Genomic DNA, 18,193 nt, shown 5'->3' with positions numbered 1-18,193 from the left:
TCGGATGGGAGTCGTCTCCAGACCGCGACGCGGCCTGTGGGTCGGTGACAGCGATCCACGCAGGGTGGGACCACCAGTCCCCGTCCTGGGCCCGGCGACCGCGGCAGGGGACGGCGCGCACCCGGTGACGCACAAGCGGAGGGTGTCGCCGCCACACGAAGGCTTTGCGCCCCGACGTCCCCTGTGGCCTCGCGGCGCCGACACGGCTCCGGACCTCGAGTCCGGGTGCCGGCGAGGAGAGCGACATGCTCGACGACAACCCGAACGACACGAACGACACCAGCAGCGAGGGTCCCGCCGACTCCGGCGACACCCCCGCACCGCCGACGGTCACCCGGACCACGCGCAAGACCGCGGCGCGCAAGACCACGACCCCGCGCACCCGCAAGGCGGCCGCGCCCGCCGCGGACAGCGCCGCTGCCACCGAGGCCCCGAGCGGCGACACGCCCGAGGCGCCGGCCGCGCCGGTGGTCAAGAAGACCACCCGCACCCGGGCGCCGCGCAAGACGGCCGCGGCCGCCGCCGAGGCCCCGGCCGAGGCGTCGACGGAGACCGCGTCCGAGGCACCGGCTGCTGCCGCGTCCTCGTCGGACGAGCCGGCCCCGGCCAAGAAGGCCACGGTCCGCAAGACCACCCGCACGCGGAAGTCGGCCGCCCCGGCGGTGGCCGCCGCAGACAGTGCCGACGCCTCGACGGACGCCGGCGCGGAGGCGCCCGCCACGACGGACGAGCCCGCCCCGGCCAAGAAGGCCGCCGCCCGCAAGTCCTCGACGCGCAAGACCGCGGCCAAGAAGTCCGCCCCGGCCGAGGGCGAGGTCGCGACCGCCGCCCCGGCTGACTCCGACGCCGGCACCGCCGAGTCCACCGGCGACGCGGCGACCGACCGGCCCGCCCGCAAGACGGCCAAGAAGTCCGGGTCCCGCTCGGGCGCCAAGAAGGCCGTCGCCGCCTCGACCGACATGGTCGACGCGTCTGCAGTCGGCACCGCTGCCGAGGCCGACGCGGTTGCCGACTCCGCCGGCAGCGCCGGGGGAGTGGTCCCGCTGTTCCAGGCCCCCGAGGCCACGCCGACGGTCACCCGTCGTACGCGCAAGTCCCCGGCCCGCAAGGTCGCCGCTCCCGAGCCCGAGGCCGTCGACCCCGACGCCGAGCTCGACGAGGACGAGGACGAGACCACCGCCGAGACCGGCACCGACGCCGCTGACGCCCGGGGCGACGACGTCCAGGGCGACGACGAGCCGTCCGACGAGGCCGACGAGTCCGACGAGTCCGGCGAAGGCGGCACCGGCCCGGCCCGTCGACGTCGTCGCCGCGGTGGCCGCCGCCGCCGCAAGAGCAGCGACGGCACCGGCTCGGACAGCGACGCCGACGGCGGGGACGACGACGAGTCCCAGGACGACTCCACCGCTTCCTCCGAGGACGCCTCGGACGACTCCGGCGAGCAGGGCGAGGGCACCTCGCGTCGCCGTCGCCGTCGCCGCCGCGCCGGTGAGGAGGGCCCCTCGGACGACGACGAGCCCAACACCGTCACCAAGGTCCGCAGCCGCCGCGCGGCCGAGGACCAGATCACGTCGCTGGCCGGCTCGACCCGCCTCGAGGCCAAGAAGCAGCGGCGTCGCGAGGGCCGCGAGGCCGGTCGCCGCCGCGCCCCCATTGTCAGCGAGGCCGAGTTCCTCGCCCGTCGCGAGGCGGTCGACCGGGTGATGGTGATCCGCCAGCGCCAGGAGCTCACCCAGATCGCGGTCCTCGAGGACAAGGTGCTCGTCGAGCACTACGTCGCCCGCGAGTCGCAGACCTCGCTCATCGGCAACGTCTACCTCGGCCGCGTGCAGAACGTCCTCCCGTCCATGGAGGCCGCCTTCATCGACATCGGCAAGGGCCGCAACGCCGTGCTCTACGCCGGTGAGGTCAACTGGGCCGCGCTCGGCCACAAGGAGGGCCAGCCCCGCAAGATCGAGTCGGTGCTCTCCAGCGGCCAGCCGATCCTGGTGCAGGTCACCAAGGACCCGATCGGCCACAAGGGCGCCCGCCTCACCAGCCAGGTCAGCCTGGCCGGCCGGTTCCTGGTCTACGTGCCGGACGGCACGACCAGCGGCATCTCGCGCAAGCTCCCCGACACCGAGCGCAACCGCCTCAAGACCCTCCTCAAGGAGATCGTCCCGGACTCCGCCGGCGTCATCGTCCGCACCGCCGCCGAGGGGGCGAGCGAGGACGAGCTCACCCGCGACGTCGAGCGCCTCAAGGCCCGTTGGGAGGACATCGAGGGCAAGGCCCGCGGCAACGCCCCGGCCCTGCTCTACGGCGAGCCGGACCTGACCCTCAAGGTCGTCCGGGACCTCTTCACCGAGGACTTCAACAAGCTGGTCATCCAGGGCGACGACGCCTGGGAGACGGTCCAGGGGTACGTCGAGCACGTCGCCCCCGACCTCGTCGACCGCGTCGAGAAGTTCGAGGCTCCCGAGGGCGCCTCGGCCAAGAAGGCGGACATCTTCGCGGTGCACCGCATCGACGAGCAGATCGCCAAGGGCCTGGACCGCAAGGTCTGGCTGCCCTCCGGCGGCTCGCTGGTCATCGACCGTACCGAGGCGATGACCGTCGTCGACGTCAACACCGGCAAGTTCACCGGCTCCGGGGGCAACCTGGAGGAGACGGTCACCAAGAACAACCTCGAGGCCGCCGAGGAGATCGTCCGCCAGCTCCGGCTGCGCGACATCGGCGGCATCATCGTGGTCGACTTCATCGACATGGTCCTGGAGTCCAACCGCGACCTGGTCGTACGCCGCCTCGTCGAGTGCCTCGGCCGTGACCGCACACGCCACCAGGTCGCCGAGGTCACCTCGCTCGGCCTGGTGCAGATGACCCGCAAGCGGATCGGCACCGGCCTGCTCGAGTCCTTCAGCCACGACTGCGAGGCCTGCCACGGTCGCGGTGTCGTGGTCCAGAACGAGCCCGTCGAGTCCGGCGGCGGGGACGACGAGCCCCAGCGCTCCGCTCGCCGTGGCCGCGGCCGCGGACGCGACGGCGCCACGGGCAACGGCGGCGGGTCGGGCAACGGCGGCGGCGCACCGCAGTCGTCGGCCCCGTCCCCCAAGGACGTCGCCGCGATGGCACGCGCGGAGAAGGCCGACGAGGCAGCCCGGGTCGCCGAGTCCGGTGCGGACTCCGACGGCTCGGGGGACAGCTCGTCACCCACCGGTGGTGTCCCCACCGACACCGAGACGACCCCCAGCACCACCCCCGACAGCACCGACGACACCCCCTCGACCACCGAGGGCGGCGGCCGACGCGGCTCCCGCCGCGGCGGCAGGTCGGGTGGCCGCTCCCGCGGTGGCGCCGGGTCGGCGGCTCCCGAGGCCACAGAGGCCACCGAGGTCATCGACGGCGCCCAGGCCTCCGAGGGCAAGGACACCCCGGCGACCACCGACGTCTCGAACGACACAGGGGCCTCGGACATCGATGACGCGACCGACGCCGCTGACACGTCCGGGGTCGCCCCGGTCGCTGCCGCTGCTGTCGACGACGCGCCGGCCCGGGCGTCCGTCGAGCCCGGCACGGCCGTGGTCGAGGGCCCGTCGTCCGACGAGCAGCCCGCGGCGGTCGAGCCCGCTCCCGAGCAGGAGCGCCCCCGGGTCGTGACACGGACGCGTCGCCGCTCGGCGAGCCGGCCGGCCGGTCCGCCGTCCGGCGTCGCCGGCACCCTGCCCGAGTCGGGACGGGTCGAGCCGGGCACCTCCGACGTGGAGCTGGGCGGTGAGCCGGGCGCCGTACCGGACCCGTCGGCGACCGACGCGGGCTCCGAGCCGCACGTCGAGCACGTCCCGATCAAGAAGAAGGGCGCTCGCAAGCGCTGATCCACCGGACTCGGACGGTGTCGGGGCCTCGTTTTGACCCTGCCACCGTCCGGCCCGTAAAGTTGCCCCTTGTGCGCTTCGGCGTGCCACCTGACTTTTGCCCGCGGCGATTCCGCGCGGCATCCATGAAGACCCGAGGAGAGTGAGTCCGCCGTGTACGCAGTTGTGCGCAGTGGCAGCAAGCAGCAGAAGGTTGCTGTTGGCGACGTCATCGAGATCGACAAGATGGACCTGAAGGCCAACACGGTCGGCAGCACCCTGACTCTCCCCGTCGTGATGGTGGTCGACGGCGAGACCGTGACCGCGACCGGCCTGGACAAGGCTGCCGTGACCGTCGAGATCCTCGGCGCCACCAAGGGTCCCAAGATCGTCATCCAGAAGTACAAGAACAAGACCGGCTACAAGAAGCGCCAGGGTCACCGCCAGAAGTACACCCAGGTCAAGGTCACCGACATCAGCCTGTCGGCATAATTTGGGCGAGCGTGTCGGCTTCGCCGCCACCCGTTCGATGGGGCGAGAGTGTCGGCTTCGCCGCCACACTGCCGCCCAGATTTCCCGGGCTCGTCCCGTATCACGCACGACACCCACGTAGAAGGACTGAACTCATGGCTCACAAGAAGGGCGCCGCGTCCACCAAGAACGGTCGCGACTCCAACAGCCAGCGCCTCGGTGTGAAGCGCTTCGGCGGCCAGACCGTCAACGCCGGCGAGATCATCGTCCGCCAGCGGGGCACGCACTTCCACCCGGGTTCGGGTGTGGGCCGTGGCGGCGACGACACCCTGTTCGCGCTGCAGGCGGGTGCCGTCGAGTTCGGCACCAAGCGTGGCCGCAAGGTCGTCAACATCGTCCCCGGCGAGTGACGCTGCAGCGACACTGACTCCACCGCGGAGGGCGTTCCTGGACCGGGGACGCCCTTCACGCATTTCTCCACTACCGGAAGCGAAACCATGGCTGTCCCGACCTTCATCGACCAGGTCACGTTGCACATCAGTGCGGGTCGGGGCGGCAACGGCGTCGCGTCGGTCCACCGTGAGAAGTTCAAGCCCCTCGGCGGCCCCGACGGCGGCAACGGCGGCCCCGGCGGGTCGGTGATCCTGCGCGTCGACCCCGACGTCACGACGTTGATCGACTACCACCACGGCAACAAGCGCCAGGCCGAGCACGGCGGCCACGGCGCCGGTGCGCACCGCAACGGGGCGCACGGCTCCGACATGGTGCTGCCGGTGCCCGACGGCACGCTGGTCAAGACCCTCGACGGCACGATCCTCGGCGACATGGTCGGCGCCGGCACCGAGATGGTCATCGCGGCCGGCGGCCGCGGCGGCCTCGGCAACGCCGCGCTGGCGAGCAGCAAGCGCAAGGCACCCGGTTTCGCGCTCCTCGGCGAGCCCGGCGACGAGATCGACGTACGCCTCGAGCTCAAGGTCGTCGCCGACGTCGGCCTCGTCGGCTTCCCCAGCGCGGGCAAGTCCAGCCTGATCGCCGCGATGTCGCGGGCCCGGCCCAAGATCGCCGACTACCCGTTCACCACGCTGGTGCCCAACCTCGGCGTCGTCCGCGCCGGCGACACGACGTTCACCGTCGCCGACGTGCCTGGCCTCATCGAGGGTGCCGCCGACGGTCGCGGTCTCGGCCACGACTTCCTGCGCCACATCGAGCGCTGCGCGGCCCTGGTGCACGTCATCGACACCGCGACCATCGAGCCGGGCCGCAACCCGCTCGACGACCTCGACGTGATCGAGAACGAGCTGTCCCGCTACGGCGGCCTCGAGGACCGTCCGCGGCTCGTCGCCCTCAACAAGGTCGACGTCCCCGACGGCCACGAGATCGCGGAGATGGTCCGGGACGACCTCGCCGAGCGCGGGTTGCGCGTCTTCCCCGTCAGTGCCGCCTCCGGCGCCGGCATGCAGGCCCTCACCTTCGCGATGGCCGAGATCGTCGCCCGCTCGCGGGCCGAGCTCCCCGTGGTCGAGGCGACCCGCATCGTCATCCGCCCGCCGTCGGTCGACGGCGGCGGAGACTTCTCCATCGCCGAGTCGCCCGAGGGCTGGCGCGTGCGCGGCGTCAAGCCGGAGCGCTGGGTGCGCCAGACCGACTTCAGCAACGAAGAGGCCGTCGGGTTCCTGGCCGACCGGCTCAACCGCCTCGGCATCGAGGACAAGCTCGTCAAGCTCGGTGCCCAGGAGGGCGACGCGGTCATCATCGGCCACGAGAACAACGCCGTCGTCTTCGACTTCAAGCCCAGCGTCGAGGCCGGCGCCGAGATGCTGGGTCGCCGTGGTGAGGACGAGCGCCTCCGCGAGGAGCGCCCCTCCGCCACCCGTCGCCGCGACATCCAGGAGCAGATGCCCGAGCGCTCCGAGACCGAGACCCGCGCCGACGTGGCCCGGCGCATCGACCGCACCAAGACCGCCCCGCAGACGGTCACCAGCTCGGGCATCGGCCCGATGTCCTACGAGATCGGCTCGGCGGACGACCCCGACTGGGACGGCAGTGACGAGGACTGACCCGACCGTCGACCGGGCGACCCTGGTCGCCGGGGCGCGCCGGGTCGTGGTCAAGGTCGGCTCGTCCTCGCTGACGACCGCGGCCGGCGGCATCGACCCGGCCCGGGTCCGCCAGCTCGTCGAGGTGCTCGCCGCCGCCCGCGGGCGCGGCGCCGAGGTGGTGCTGGTCTCCTCCGGCGCCATCGCGGCCGGCCTGGCACCGCTCGGCCTCACTCGCCGCCCCCGGTCGCTCGCGGCCCAGCAGGCCGCCGCCAGCGTGGGGCAGGGGCTGCTGGCCCACCGCTACCAGGAGGAGTTCGCCCGGCACGGGCTGGTCACCGGCCAGGTGCTCCTGACCGCCGAGGACGTCACCCGGCGCGCGCACTACCGCAACGCCTACCAGACCTTCGCCAAGCTCCTCGAGCTCGGCGTCCTGCCGATCGTCAACGAGAACGACACCGTCGCGACCTCGGAGATCCGCTTCGGTGACAACGACCGCCTCGCGGCCCTGGTCGCGCACCTCGTGCACGCCGACCTGCTCGTGCTGCTCTCCGACGTCGACGGCCTGTACGACGGCCCGCCGAGCCGTCCGGGGGCGCGGCTGCTGCCCGACGTACGCTCCGCCGCCGACCTCGACGCGGTCACCATCGGCGCGCCGGGCGCCGCCGGCGTCGGCACGGGCGGCATGGTCACCAAGGTGGAGGCCGCGCGGATCGCCACCGGGGCCGGCATTCCGGTCGTGCTGACCGCCGCCGACCAGGCGTCGGCCGCGCTGGGCGGCGCCGCCGTGGGCACCCTGTTCCACGCCACCGGCGGCCGACGGCCCACCCGGATGCTCTGGCTCGCCCACGCCACCGACGCCAAGGGCACGGTCACCCTGGACGCCGGCGCGGTCCGTGCGGTGACCGAACGGGGTGCCTCCCTGCTGGCCGCCGGGGTCGTCGCGGTGGACGGGTCGTTCGTCGCCGGCGACCCGGTGGACCTGCTCGGCCCGACCGGTGTCGCGGTCGCCCGGGGCCTGGTCAACTTCGACGCCGACGAGCTCCCCGAGCTGCTGGGCCGCTCCAGCCGGGAGCTCAAGGACGCGCTGGGCGCGGCGTACGAGCGCGAGGTCGTGCACCGCGACGACCTCGTGCTGCTCTGAGGAGGACCCGGTGACCTGGCAGCCGACCCCCGCGGAGGTCGCCGAGGAGGAGGCCTTCCGACGCCTGTACGGCGAGTGGGACGCCCTCGACCCGGCCGGCACGGCGGCCTTCATGGCCGGCTACCCGGGGGAGTGGTGGGTCGTCGGCGGCTGGGCCATCGAGGCCTTCACCGGCGTCGGGCGACGTCACGAGGACATCGACCTGGTGATCTGGGCCCGCGACCTGCCCCTGCTGCGCACCCACGTGGGCGACCGGCACCACGTCTGGAGCGCCGGCGGCGGGGCGATCCGCCCGGTCAACGACGACTGGCCCGAGCCGCACGGCGAGGCGGGCCAGGTGTGGCCGCGTGACCACGCGAGCGCGCCGTGGTTCCTCGACTGCATCCTGTCGGAGGACCGCGACGGTCTCTGGGTGAGCCGGCGCGACGAGGCGCACGTCGTACCGCTCGCGGACGTCACCTGGGTGGCCGACGACGGCGTCCGCTACATGCGGCCCGAGGTCGTGCTGCACCACAAGGCGCGGTTGAACCGGCCGAAGGACACCGTCGACCTCGAGGTCGCGTGGCCGCTGCTCGACGCCCCTGCGCAGGCCTGGCTGCGCGACGCCGTACGCCGCGAGCGCGCCGACCACCCGTGGCTCGCGGGCCCGATGGCGGAGTGAGCCCTGCTCAGCCGCCCGTGATCGCCCACGTGAGTGCGGCCCCGACCAGCTCCCGCTCGTCCAGGCCGATCTCCCGGACGAGAACGGCATCGATCTGCGCCGCCGACAGGGTCCCGGCCCGCCGGGGGCGGCTGGACCGCTCCGCGGTGAAGGCGTCCATCAGCCTCCACAGCACCTGCGGCCCGCGAGTCGCCACGAGGTAGGTACAGGCGGCGGCGGCCAGCGCGTAGTTCGCCTCGGCGTCGACGTAGAACTCCGCGCTGTCGGCCAGGGCGGGTGCGGAGGTGTCGAGGAAGGACAGGACGTACGCCGCCATGCGCCGTTGCTGCGCGGCGGAGTAGTGGCTGCGCGACACGTACTCGGCCGCGCCCTCAGTCAGCCACCGGGGGCTCTGGTCGTCCCTGCTCGCCAGTGCCACGTGGGCCAGCTCGTGACGCAGCAGGAACTCCCGCTGCAGGCCGTTGTGGGCCACGGCGGGATTGACGATGAACCGGTATGCCGCGATCCTGCTCGAGCCCGGGCGGACCGGGACGGCGTACGCGACCCCGCCCGTCTCCTGGACATCCATCGGGGTCCGCCCCTCCAGGGCGGTGAGGTCGGAGATGTCGTAGGCCACGACGCGCCCGGACCAGCCCGGGACGGCCGCGAGGACGGTCTCCTGTGACGCCCTGAGGTCGCTCATCACGGCGGTGGCGTAGGGCGCGGTCTCCTCGTCGAAGAAGCCGAGGATCGGCCCGCTCTCGCGGACCACGAGGTGGGCGACGTCCCACGGGTCCGGGAGCCAGCCCGTCCGCCGATCAGCCGCGGCGTCGCGGTCGTCGACGAGCACGACCTCGCCGTCGGCCTGCCGGATCGTGTAGAGGAGCCTCCGCGTCACGCTGCGCGTCTCGAAGCCGTCGAGCCGGATGGTGAAGTCGACGGGCAGGTGGAGCTCGCCGCCATCGGCCTCGTCGTGCGCGGCACCGTCCTGCACGAGGTCGAGCCGCAGGCCGTCGACCGGCATGGCGGCGAGATTGTCGAACAGGCGGGCCTGCGTGGCCGTGAACTGCAGCTCGTCCTCGTCCACGGTGGACATGAACGCTTCCCGGTCCCCCTCGCGCAGGGCGTCCTCGCGTCGCTCGACGAGGGCCGAGGCCGCCAGCCGCAGCTCGCCCGCACTGAGCGGCTCGGCGGGTGCCGGACCGCTGGGACGCGCGCCCGCCGAGCAGGCTCCGGTGCCGAGGAGGAGCAGGCACACGATGATGACCCGGGACATCAGCCACATGGGCGGGAGCCTAGGTGGCCCCCGGACGGCCCGGGCGTGAACGCCGAGATGGACCTCAGGCACCCCGCGCGTAGGCTTGGCAGGTCATGACCACGCCCGGGCCCACCGTCTACCTCGACCACGCCGCGACGACGCCGATCCTGCCCGTCGCGCTGGACGCGATGACCGCCCAGCTGGGCGCGGTCGGCAACGCCAACTCGCTGCACGCCTCCGGCCGCTCGGCGCGCCGGGTCGTGGAGGAGGCGCGGGAGACGATCGCCCGCTCGCTCGGCTGTCGTCCCGGCGACGTGGTCTTCACCTCCGGCGGCACCGAGGCCGACAACCTGGCCCTCAAGGGCATCTTCTGGGCCCGTCGCGGCGAGGACGCACGACGCGTCCGGATCCTGTCCACCGCGGTCGAGCACCACGCCGTCCTCGACCCGCTGGACTGGCTGGCCTCCGACGACGGCGCCGAGGTCGAGCTGCTGCCGGTGGACGAGCGCGGCCGGCTCGACGTCGGTGCGCTGCGCGCCAGCATCGAGCGCGACCCCGCCTCGGTGGCCCTCGTGTCGGTGATGTGGGCCAACAACGAGGTCGGCACCCTCCAGCCCCTCGACGAGGTGGTGGCGCTCGCCGCTGAGCACGGCATCCCGGTCCACACCGACGCGGTCCAGGCCGTCGGACAGGTCCCGGTCGACTTCGAGGCGTCCGGCGTGGACGCCCTCAGCTTCACCGGCCACAAGGTGGGCGGCCCCTACGGCGTCGGCGCCCTCGTCGTACGCCGTGACCTGCGCGTCTCCGCGCTCGTGCACGGGGGCGGGCAGGAGCGCGACATCCGCAGCGGCACCCTTGACCCGCCGGCCATCGCCGGCCTCGCCGCGGCCATCGAGGCGTCGGTCAAGGCCCAGCCCGAGCACGCCGAGCGCGTGGCCGCGCTGCGCGACGACCTGGTCCGCCGGGTGGTCGAGGTCGTGCCCGACGCCCACCTGCACGGCGCCGTGCTCGATGCCGCCCTCGACGGCGAGGCCGGTGGCCGGCTGCCGGGCAACGCCCACATCGGCTTCCCGGGGTGCGAGGGCGACTCGCTGCTCATGCTGCTCGACGCCCGCGGCATCGAGTGCTCCACCGGCTCGGCGTGCAGCGCCGGAGTCCCGCAGCCGTCCCACGTGCTGCTGGCCATGGGCTGCGACGCCGACCAGGCCCGCCACTCGCTGCGCTTCTCGCTCGGCCACACCTCCACCGCCGCCGACGTCGACGCCCTCGTCGAGGCGATCGGTCCGGTCGTGGAGCGCGCCCGCGCGGCCCGGCCCCGGTGAGGCCGCGATGAGGATCATCGCCGCCATGTCCGGCGGGGTCGACTCGGCCGTCGCCGCCGCCCGTGCCGTCGAGGCCGGCCACGACGTGACCGGCATCCACCTCGCGCTCTCGCGCAACCCCGCGTCGTACCGCACGGGCGCCCGTGGCTGCTGCACGATCGAGGACAGCAACGACGCCCGCCGCGCGGCGGACGTCATCGGCATCCCGTTCTACGTCTGGGACCTCTCCGACCGCTTCCACGAGGACGTGGTCGAGGACTTCATGGACGAGTACGCCGCCGGCCGCACGCCCAACCCGTGCCTGCGCTGCAACGAGAAGATCAAGTTCGCCGCCGTGCTCGACCGCGCGCTGGCGCTGGGCTTCGACGCCGTCGCCACCGGTCACTACGCCCAGCTGCGCACCGGGGACGACGGGCTCATCGAGCTGCACCGCGCGGTCGACCACGGCAAGGACCAGTCCTACGTCCTCGGCGTCCTCGACCAGCAGCAGCTGGCGCACTCGCTCTTCCCGCTCGGCGACACCGGCAAGCCGCTGGTGCGCGAGGAGGCCGCCCGGCGCGGGCTGCTGGTGGCGGACAAGCCTGACTCGCACGACATCTGCTTCGTGGCCGACGGCGACAACGCCGGCTGGCTGCGCGACAAGCTCGGCGACCGCAACCCCAACACCGGCGGCGACATCGTCGACGCCGCCTCGGGGGAGGTGCTCGGGCAGCACGAGGGCACCGTCGCCTACACCATCGGCCAGCGCCGCGGCCTGCGGATCGGCCGCCCGGCACCCGACGGCAGGCCGCGCTTCGTGCTCGACATCGAGCCGGTCTCCGGCACGGTCACCGTCGGTCCCCGCGAGGGCCTGCAGGTCGACCGGATCACCGGCATCCGGCCGCGCTGGTGCGGCACCGTCCCCTCCCTGCTCGCGGGACCCGGCGTGACCGTCCAGCTGCGCGCCCACGGCGCCGAGCACCGCGCCGTCGTGACCGTCGAGGACGGTGGCGAGCGGGTCGCCATCGAGCTCCTCGACCCCGCCGAGGGCATCGCCCCCGGCCAGGCCGCCGTGGTCTACGACGGCAGCCGGGTCGTCGGCTCGGCGACCATCAGCGCCACGGCCCGCTCGGAGGCGCTCGCGTGAGCGCCCTCGCCAGCGGTGTCGGGTCGATGCCCGGCACCGACGACCGGGAGTACGCCGAGGCGGTGCGGGTCGTGCTCGGCGAGCTCTCCCTCCCACACGTCCCCGAGATGCCCGGACGTGGCGCGGGAGCATCGATGACCGGCCGCGGGCTCGCCGTGGTCGCCGGTCTCGGCGCCGACCTCCAGCCCGCCGGGTGGCGGCTCACCGACGCCCCGGGCGTCGACCACCGCCGGGCGCGGTCGCTGCTGGCCCAGGACCTCGACCAGGTCGAGGAGCAGGCCCAGGGGCACGCCGGTCCGTTCAAGGCGCAGGTGTGCGGTCCGTGGACGCTGGCCGCGACGGTGGAGAAGCCGCGCGGCGACAAGATCCTCTCCGACCACGGCGCCCGTCGCGACCTCGCGCAGGCGCTCGCCGAGGGCGTGCGCGACCACGTCGCGGACCTGCGTCGCCGGCTGCCCGGCTGCGAGCGGCTGGTCGTGCAGGTCGACGAGCCGGCCCTGCCCGCGGTCCTCGGCGGCCAGGTGCCGACGGTGTCCGGCTTCGGCCGGCTGCGTCGCGTCGACCTCCCCGAGGCATCCCAGGCGCTGGAGTGGGTGCTGACGGCGATCACCGAGGCGGGGGCCGAGCCGTGGGTGCACTCGTGCGCCCCCGGAGTGCCGTGGTCGCTCGTGCACGGCGCCGGAGCGCTGGGGCTGTCCGCCGACCTCGACGTGCTGCGCCCCGAGGACCTCGACCACTTCGCCGAGTTCATCGAGGCCGGCCGGACCGTCGCGATCGGCATCGTGCCGTCGACCGAGCCGGGGAGCGTCCCCACCGACACGGCCCTCACCGAGCGGGTGCTGCGCTGGCTCGACATGCTGGGCCTCGACCACGAGGAGGCCCTGCCCCGTCTGGTCGTGACGCCGTCCTGCGGCCTCGCCGGTGCGTCGTACGACTGGTCGCGGCAGGCGCTGCACCTCTCCGGCGTCGTCGCCGGCCACCTCTGACCCGTCCCCCGGCCGCGCCGTAGTTGGGGACGAACCGGTAGGTGGACGTGCGGTTCGACCGACGAGACCGTCCCCGACTACCCAGCCGAGGAGGAGCCCTAGGCCGGGTCGAGCAGGCGCAGTGCGGAGTCGATCGCCACGTCGTTCCAGCGGGCCACGCCGGTGAGCATGTAGTGGCCCAGCGCTCCCATGTCGTGCAACGTGGCGTCGGCGGCGACCCCGCTCGCGCGGGAGACGTACCTCGCGGTCTCGGCGTACGACGTGATCCGGTCCCGGCGGCCGTGGGCGGCGACCAGGGACCGGCCGGCGAGGGTGCGCACCGGATCCTGCGCCGACCACCAGGGCGCGAGCCCGACGACGCCCACCACCGACGGGTCGTCGGCGACGTGGACGGCCACCCGGGCGCCCATGGAGTGGCCGAGCAGCACCACGGGCACGTCCCCGTGCTCGGCCCGCACCCGGTCGAGCGCCCAGCGCGCGTCGGCGGGCCGGTCGGCGCCGCCGTTCCAGCCGCGCTCGCCGTAGCGCACCAGCCACACACCCGCACCGGCCTCGTGGGCCCGCGCGGCGATGGAGCGCTGCATCCACGCCGCCCGGCGCCAGGAGGCGCTGCGGCCGTCGACCGGCTGGGTGGAGCGCGGTGTGCCGCCGTGCAGCATCAGGATCAGCGCGTCGGGGCGCCCGGGGGCGTCGTACCTCGTCAGCAGCGGCTCGGTCACGGTGCTCCTTCGGAGCGGCAGGTGGCGGTGGATGGGTGGGACGACTCCGACCCGCCCCCGGGAGGCGGGCGGGTCGGAGCCGTTACGGCGGGTGGAGCAGCGATCAGCCGACGTGGACGCCCTCGGGGGCGTCCTCGGTGGCCAGCTCCTCGTGCTTGACGTCGAGGAAGATCCACACGATCGCCGAGGCGGCCAGCATCATGATCGCGCCGGTGGCGAAGGCCATCGTCGCGCCCTCGGTGAAGGCGCCGAGGCTGGCCAGCTGACCGAGCGCGGCCTCGTCCATCCCCGGCGCGGCCGCCGCGATCGACGGTGCGATCTCGTCCGCGCGGGTCTGGGCGAAGTGCAGCGACACCGTGCTGAGGGTGGCAAGACCGAGCGCGCCACCGACCTGCTGCATGGTGTTGAGCACACCCGAGCCGATCCCGGTGTCCTGGGCCCGCAGGTGGTGCACGGCGACCAGGGTCAGCGGCACGAAGTTGAGCCCCATGCCGAAGGCCATCAGCACGATGAACGGCAGGATCTGCGTCCAGTAGTTGACCCCGTCCCCGATCGGGACGCCCTGACCGCCCACCGAGGCGGGCAGCGAGCCCAGGATCGAGGCCGGGTCCTCGGGCACCGTGATCCGGCTGAAGCCGTAGAGCGCGGCCGCCGAGAGCAGCGTGCCGATGCCGGACAGCCAGCGCGGGTCGACGTGGCTGATGAGCTTGGACGCCGCCGTCGCCGAGATGATCATGGCGATCGAGAAGGGCAGGAACGCGACGCCGGTCTTGAGCGGGGAGTAGCCCACGACCTGCTGGATGAACAGCGACAGGAAGAAGAACATCGCGAACATCGCGGCCGGGACGATCATCATCACCGCGAACGCGGCGGCGCGGTTCTTGGACTTGAAGATCCGGAACGGCATGAGCGGGTGCTCGACGCGCGACTCGACCAGCAGGAAGACGCCGAGCAGCGCGATGCCGATCGCCAGGCTGATGATGGTCGTGCTGTCGTCGAAGCCGTGCGCCTCCTGACCCGCGAGCGAGAGGCCGTAGACGACGGCGAGCAGGCCGCCGGTGCCGGTGATGGCGCCGGGGATGTCGAGCCAGCCGGTGTGGCGCTCGGACTCGTCGAAGTAGCGGGGAGCGAGCACGGCGGCGAAGACGCCGATCGGGACGACGATGAGGAAGGTGTAGCGCCAGCCCGCGATGCCCAGCGGGTCGTCGAGGCCGGTCAGCCAACCCCCGAGGAGCAGGCCGACGGCCGCACCGACGCCGGCCATCGCGGCGTACACGGCGAAGGCGCGGTTGCGCTCCTTGCCGGCCGGGAAGGTCGTCGTGATCAGCGCCAGGGCGGCGGGGGAGGCCAGCGCCGCGCCGGTGCCCTGGAAGGCCCGGGCCGCGAGGAGCATGAACTCGTTCTGGGCGATCCCTCCGAGGAGCGAGGCGAGGGCGAAGACGAGCACGCCGATGATGAAGATCCGGCGGCGTCCGTAGAGGTCGGCCAGCCGTCCGCCGAGCAGCAGGAACCCGCCGAAGGTCAGGGCGTAGCCCGTGACGATCCACTGGAGGTTGGCCTGGTCGATGTCGAGGTCCTCGCCGATGTAGGGGAGGGCGATGTTGGCGATGGTGGAGTCGAGCACCACCATCAGCTGGGCCAGCGAGATGAGGATGAGTGCCCACCGGAGCCGCTTGTGCTGCTCGGGGGTGACCTCCACGGGCTCCGTGGCCTGGGTCTGGTCGGACATGGTGTTCCTTCGGGTGTGGAGTGGAGTCAGCTCGCGGCGACGGCCGCGGGCAGGATGATCTGGTCGATGACGCGATCGATGAGGTCGGGGCTCGGCGGCTCGCCGAGCATGAGGAAGCGGTGGAGGACGATGCCCGGCAGGGCGGGGGCGATCAGGGAGATGTCGACGTCGTCGCGCAGCTCGCCGCGGTCCCGGGCCCGCTCGAAGATCGCGATGGACTGCGCGACCTTCGGCCCGAGCACCTGCGTGCGGTAGGCCGCGGCGAACTCGGGGTCCCGGCTGATGGCGGTGAGGACGCTGGTGAAGCGGCTGACGGTGTGGCGGTCGGTGAGCCCGCCGAAGCCGCAGTACGCCGCCGCGAGGTCGCCGCGCAGGGAGCCGGTGTCCGGCGGCTCGGGGGCCGCCTTCTGCGCGACGAGGGCGTCGATGACCAGGGTCAGCTTGTTGGTCCAGCGCCGGTAGAGCGTGGCCTTCGACGCCTTGGCGCGGGTCGCCACGGCATCCATGGTGAGACGGTCGTAACCGACCTCGGCGAGGACCTCGAGGGCGGTGTCGAGGATCTCCTGCTCACGGTCACCCTCCACCCGGGGTCGGGCGGTGGTCTCTGCTGGGGTCATGCGGGATGGAACACCTTCGTTCCATCCGGCATTCCCTCTGGTCTGGACCAGTCGTCGTACGACGCCCTGTGCGGTCCTGCCCGGTCGTGCGCCGCGTCGTCGGTGGGGGAGGGCAGACTGTGCCCATGACCGTGGAGCCCGCCCCCGCCGACGCCCGGGAGCGTCACCAGGAGCTCAGCGAGCAGGTCGAGGACGCTCGCTGGCGCTACTACGTCCTCGACGACCCGACCCTGTCGGACGCCGACTTCGACCTCCGGTTGCGCGAGCTCGAGGCCCTCGAGGAGGCGCACCCGGAGCTCCGCACCCCCGACTCGCCGACCCAGACCGTGGGTGGGGCCGTCTCGACGGAGTTCACCGCCGTCGACCACCTCCAGCGCATGGAGAGCCTCGACAACGCCTTCTCCTTCGACGAGCTCGACGCGTGGTACTCCCGGCTCGCCCGCGACGGCGTGGAGTCGCCCGACCTGCTCTGCGAGCTCAAGGTCGACGGCCTGGCCATCAACCTCCTCTACGAGCACGGGCGGCTGGTGCGCGCGCTCACCCGCGGCGACGGGCGCACCGGCGAGGACGTCACCCCCAACGTCAAGACCATCGACTCCGTCCCGCACCGCCTCACCGGCGCCGACGACCTGCCCGTGCCCGCGCTGGTCGAGGTCCGCGGCGAGGTCTTCCTGCCGGCCGAGGCCTTCGAGAGGCTCAACGCCTCGATGGCCGACGCCGGCAAGCCGCTCTTCGCCAACCCGCGCAACGCCGCGGCCGGGTCGCTGCGGCAGAAGGACCCCCGGGTCACGGCCACCCGGGCGCTCGGCATGGTCTGCCACGGCCTCGGCGCGCGCGAGGGCTTCGAGCCCGTCGCGCAGTCCGCGTCGTACGCCGCGATGCGCACCTGGGGGCTGCCGACCTCCGACCAGGTCCGGGTCGTCCCGACGATCGAGGAGGTGCGCGCCTACGTCGAGCACGTCGGCGAGCACCGCCACACCATCGTGGGCTACGAGATCGACGGCGTGGTCGTCAAGGTCGACGACGTGCAGCTGCAGCGTCGGCTCGGGTCCACGAGCCGGGCACCGCGCTGGGCGATCGCCTACAAGTACCCGCCCGAGGAGGTCAACGCCAAGCTGCTGTCCATCGAGGTCAACGTCGGCCGCACCGGCCGTGTCACGCCGTACGGCGTCATGGAGCCCACCCGGGTCGCGGGATCGACGGTCGAGAACGCCACCCTCCACAACGCCCACGAGGTCAGGCGCAAGGACGTCCGCCCCGGCGACACCGTCGTGCTGCGCAAGGCCGGTGACGTGATCCCCGAGATCGTCGGCCCGGTGCTCGCGCTGCGGCCCGACGACGCCGCCGAGTGGGTGATGCCGACCGAGTGCCCGGCCTGCGGCACCACGCTGGCCCAGCAGAAGGAGGGCGACAAGGACCTCCGCTGCCCCAACCACGAGAAGTGCCCCGCCCAGGTGCGCGAGCGGGTGTTCCACGTCGCCGGGCGCGGTGCCTTCGACATCGAGGGCCTCGGCTACGAGGCGGCGGCGGCGCTGCTCGACGCCGGGGCGATCACCAACGAGGGCGACCTCTTCGACCTCGACGAGGCGGCACTGCTGACCGCCCCGCTCTTCACCCGGGCGCCCAAGAAGGACGAGGAGGGGCCGCAGCTCAGCGCCAACGGCGCCCGGCTGCTCGCCAACCTGCACGAGCGCAAGGCCGGGGTCCCGCTGTGGCGGGTGCTGGTCGCGCTGTCGATCCGGCACGTCGGGCCCACCGCGGCTCGTGCCCTCGCCACCCGCTTCGGCTCGATGGCCGCGGTCCGGGAGGCCGACGAGGAGACCCTCGCCAACACCGACGGCGTGGGGCCGACGATCGCTGCGTCCGTCCGGGAGTGGTTCCACGGCAGCAGCGCGGGGGACGCCGAGACCGACGAGGTCGGCGACAACGCGGGCTGGCACAACGCGATCGTCGACGCCTGGGAGGCCGCCGGCGTGACGATGGCCGACGAGCGCGACGAGTCCGTGCCGCGCACCCTGGAGGGGCTCACCATCGTGGTCACCGGCTCGCTCGAGTCCTACACGCGCGACTCCGTCAAGGAGGCGATCATCGTGCGCGGCGGCAAGGCATCGGGGTCGGTCTCCAAGAAGACCGACTACGTCGTGGTCGGCGACAACGCCGGCTCCAAGGCCGACAAGGCCGAGCAGCTCGGCCTCACGATCCTCGACGAGGCCGGCTTCGAGCGCCTGCTCGCGCACGGGCCGGAGCCGGTCGCCGCGGAGGCGCCCGACGAGGTCTGAGGCCGGGACGACGTTTGGCGGCCCGGCGGGACGGAC

14 protein-coding genes are annotated in these 18,193 nt (G+C 73.3%); 10 read left to right on the top strand and 4 right to left on the bottom strand.

Features of this window, described 5'->3' with window-relative positions:
• The first annotated feature begins 245 nt into the window (after nt 1-245).
• The 6 genes from ASG88_RS02095 to ASG88_RS02070 all read left to right on the top strand — a co-directional run bounded on the left by ASG88_RS02095 (nt 246) and on the right by ASG88_RS02070 (nt 8,142).
• Complete coding sequence (locus ASG88_RS02095) at nt 246-3,851, top strand: Rne/Rng family ribonuclease (protein ID WP_056885727.1); 3,606 nt, start codon at nt 246-248, stop codon at nt 3,849-3,851.
• 153 nt (nt 3,852-4,004) lie between these two features.
• Entirely contained in the window at nt 4,005-4,322 is a 318-nt protein-coding gene (rplU, locus tag ASG88_RS02090) for a 50S ribosomal protein L21 (protein ID WP_056885726.1), read from the top strand.
• Nucleotides 4,323-4,456: 134 nt separating this feature from the next.
• Nucleotides 4,457-4,711 (top strand): 50S ribosomal protein L27, encoded by a 255-nt coding sequence (rpmA, locus tag ASG88_RS02085; RefSeq protein WP_056885725.1) that lies wholly within the window; start codon nt 4,457-4,459, stop codon nt 4,709-4,711.
• Nucleotides 4,712-4,798: 87 nt separating this feature from the next.
• Nucleotides 4,799-6,358, top strand: a complete 1,560-nt coding sequence (gene obgE / locus ASG88_RS02080; RefSeq protein ID WP_056885724.1) for a GTPase ObgE — start codon at nt 4,799-4,801, stop codon at nt 6,356-6,358.
• Entirely contained in the window at nt 6,345-7,481 is a 1,137-nt protein-coding gene (proB, locus tag ASG88_RS02075; protein WP_235534687.1) for a glutamate 5-kinase, read from the top strand. Before obgE ends, proB begins: the two co-directional genes overlap by 14 nt.
• Nucleotides 7,482-7,491: 10 nt before the next feature.
• A complete protein-coding gene (locus tag ASG88_RS02070) occupies nt 7,492-8,142 on the top strand; it encodes a hypothetical protein (RefSeq protein WP_056885723.1) in 651 nt (216 codons plus the stop codon).
• Between the two features lie 7 nt (nt 8,143-8,149).
• On the opposite strand, the gene ASG88_RS02065 is transcribed toward ASG88_RS02070, so the two are convergent.
• The gene (locus ASG88_RS02065) at nt 8,150-9,406 is read right to left on the bottom strand and encodes a hypothetical protein (RefSeq protein WP_056885722.1); all 1,257 of its coding nucleotides are present in this window, start codon (nt 9,404-9,406) and stop codon (nt 8,150-8,152) included.
• Nucleotides 9,407-9,492: 86 nt separating this feature from the next.
• On the opposite strand from ASG88_RS02065, the gene ASG88_RS02060 reads away from it, so the two are divergent.
• Genes ASG88_RS02060 through ASG88_RS02050 form a run of 3 tightly spaced genes read left to right on the top strand, consistent with a single transcriptional unit; the run spans nt 9,493 to nt 12,813 of the window.
• Entirely contained in the window at nt 9,493-10,701 is a 1,209-nt protein-coding gene (locus ASG88_RS02060; protein ID WP_056885721.1) for a cysteine desulfurase family protein, read from the top strand.
• A 7-nt stretch (nt 10,702-10,708) separates the two neighbouring features.
• Complete coding sequence (mnmA, locus tag ASG88_RS02055; protein ID WP_056885720.1) at nt 10,709-11,827, top strand: tRNA 2-thiouridine(34) synthase MnmA; 1,119 nt, start codon at nt 10,709-10,711, stop codon at nt 11,825-11,827.
• A complete protein-coding gene (locus ASG88_RS02050; protein WP_235534686.1) occupies nt 11,824-12,813 on the top strand; it encodes a methionine synthase in 990 nt (329 codons plus the stop codon). The genes mnmA and ASG88_RS02050 overlap by 4 nt, the downstream gene beginning before the upstream one ends.
• A 98-nt stretch (nt 12,814-12,911) precedes the next feature.
• Here ASG88_RS02050 and ASG88_RS02045 read toward each other — a convergent pair whose 3' ends face one another.
• From ASG88_RS02045 to ASG88_RS02035, 3 genes are all read right to left on the bottom strand, one after another.
• Entirely contained in the window at nt 12,912-13,532 is a 621-nt protein-coding gene (locus ASG88_RS02045; protein ID WP_056885719.1) for an alpha/beta hydrolase, read from the bottom strand.
• Between the two features lie 103 nt (nt 13,533-13,635).
• Nucleotides 13,636-15,261 carry an MFS transporter gene (locus ASG88_RS02040; protein WP_056885718.1) on the bottom strand — a complete coding sequence of 542 codons (1,626 nt, stop codon included), beginning with the start codon at nt 15,259-15,261 and terminating at the stop codon, nt 13,636-13,638.
• Between the two features lie 26 nt (nt 15,262-15,287).
• On the bottom strand, nt 15,288-15,878 hold the full coding sequence (locus tag ASG88_RS02035) for a TetR/AcrR family transcriptional regulator (RefSeq protein WP_056885717.1): 591 nt from the start codon (nt 15,876-15,878) through the stop codon (nt 15,288-15,290).
• 125 nt (nt 15,879-16,003) lie between these two features.
• On the opposite strand from ASG88_RS02035, the gene ligA reads away from it, so the two are divergent.
• Complete coding sequence (gene ligA, locus ASG88_RS02030; RefSeq protein ID WP_056885716.1) at nt 16,004-18,157, top strand: NAD-dependent DNA ligase LigA; 2,154 nt, start codon at nt 16,004-16,006, stop codon at nt 18,155-18,157.
• The last annotated feature ends 36 nt before the right edge of the window (nt 18,158-18,193 follow it).

Source organism: Nocardioides sp. Soil777, from assembly GCF_001428425.1.
Lineage (GTDB): Bacteria > Actinomycetota > Actinomycetes > Propionibacteriales > Nocardioidaceae > Nocardioides > Nocardioides terrigena.
This window is presented reverse-complemented; position numbering and strand designations above follow the sequence as displayed.

Bases quoted from the DNA above. Each gene is read 5' to 3' on its own strand.
- rpmA (WP_056885725.1), top strand. From the start codon at position 4,457: ATGGCTCACAAGAAGGGCGCCGCGTCCACCAAGAACGGTCGCGACTCC.
- ASG88_RS02065 (WP_056885722.1), bottom strand. From the start codon at position 9,406: ATGTGGCTGATGTCCCGGGTCATCATCGTGTGCCTGCTCCTCCTCGGC.
- ligA (WP_056885716.1), top strand. From the start codon at position 16,004: ATGACCGTGGAGCCCGCCCCCGCCGACGCCCGGGAGCGTCACCAGGAG.
- ASG88_RS02040 (WP_056885718.1), bottom strand. From the start codon at position 15,261: ATGTCCGACCAGACCCAGGCCACGGAGCCCGTGGAGGTCACCCCCGAG.
- ASG88_RS02095 (WP_056885727.1), top strand. From the start codon at position 246: ATGCTCGACGACAACCCGAACGACACGAACGACACCAGCAGCGAGGGT.
- ASG88_RS02035 (WP_056885717.1), bottom strand. From the start codon at position 15,878: ATGACCCCAGCAGAGACCACCGCCCGACCCCGGGTGGAGGGTGACCGT.
- ASG88_RS02060 (WP_056885721.1), top strand. From the start codon at position 9,493: ATGACCACGCCCGGGCCCACCGTCTACCTCGACCACGCCGCGACGACG.
- obgE (WP_056885724.1), top strand. From the start codon at position 4,799: ATGGCTGTCCCGACCTTCATCGACCAGGTCACGTTGCACATCAGTGCG.
- mnmA (WP_056885720.1), top strand. From the start codon at position 10,709: ATGAGGATCATCGCCGCCATGTCCGGCGGGGTCGACTCGGCCGTCGCC.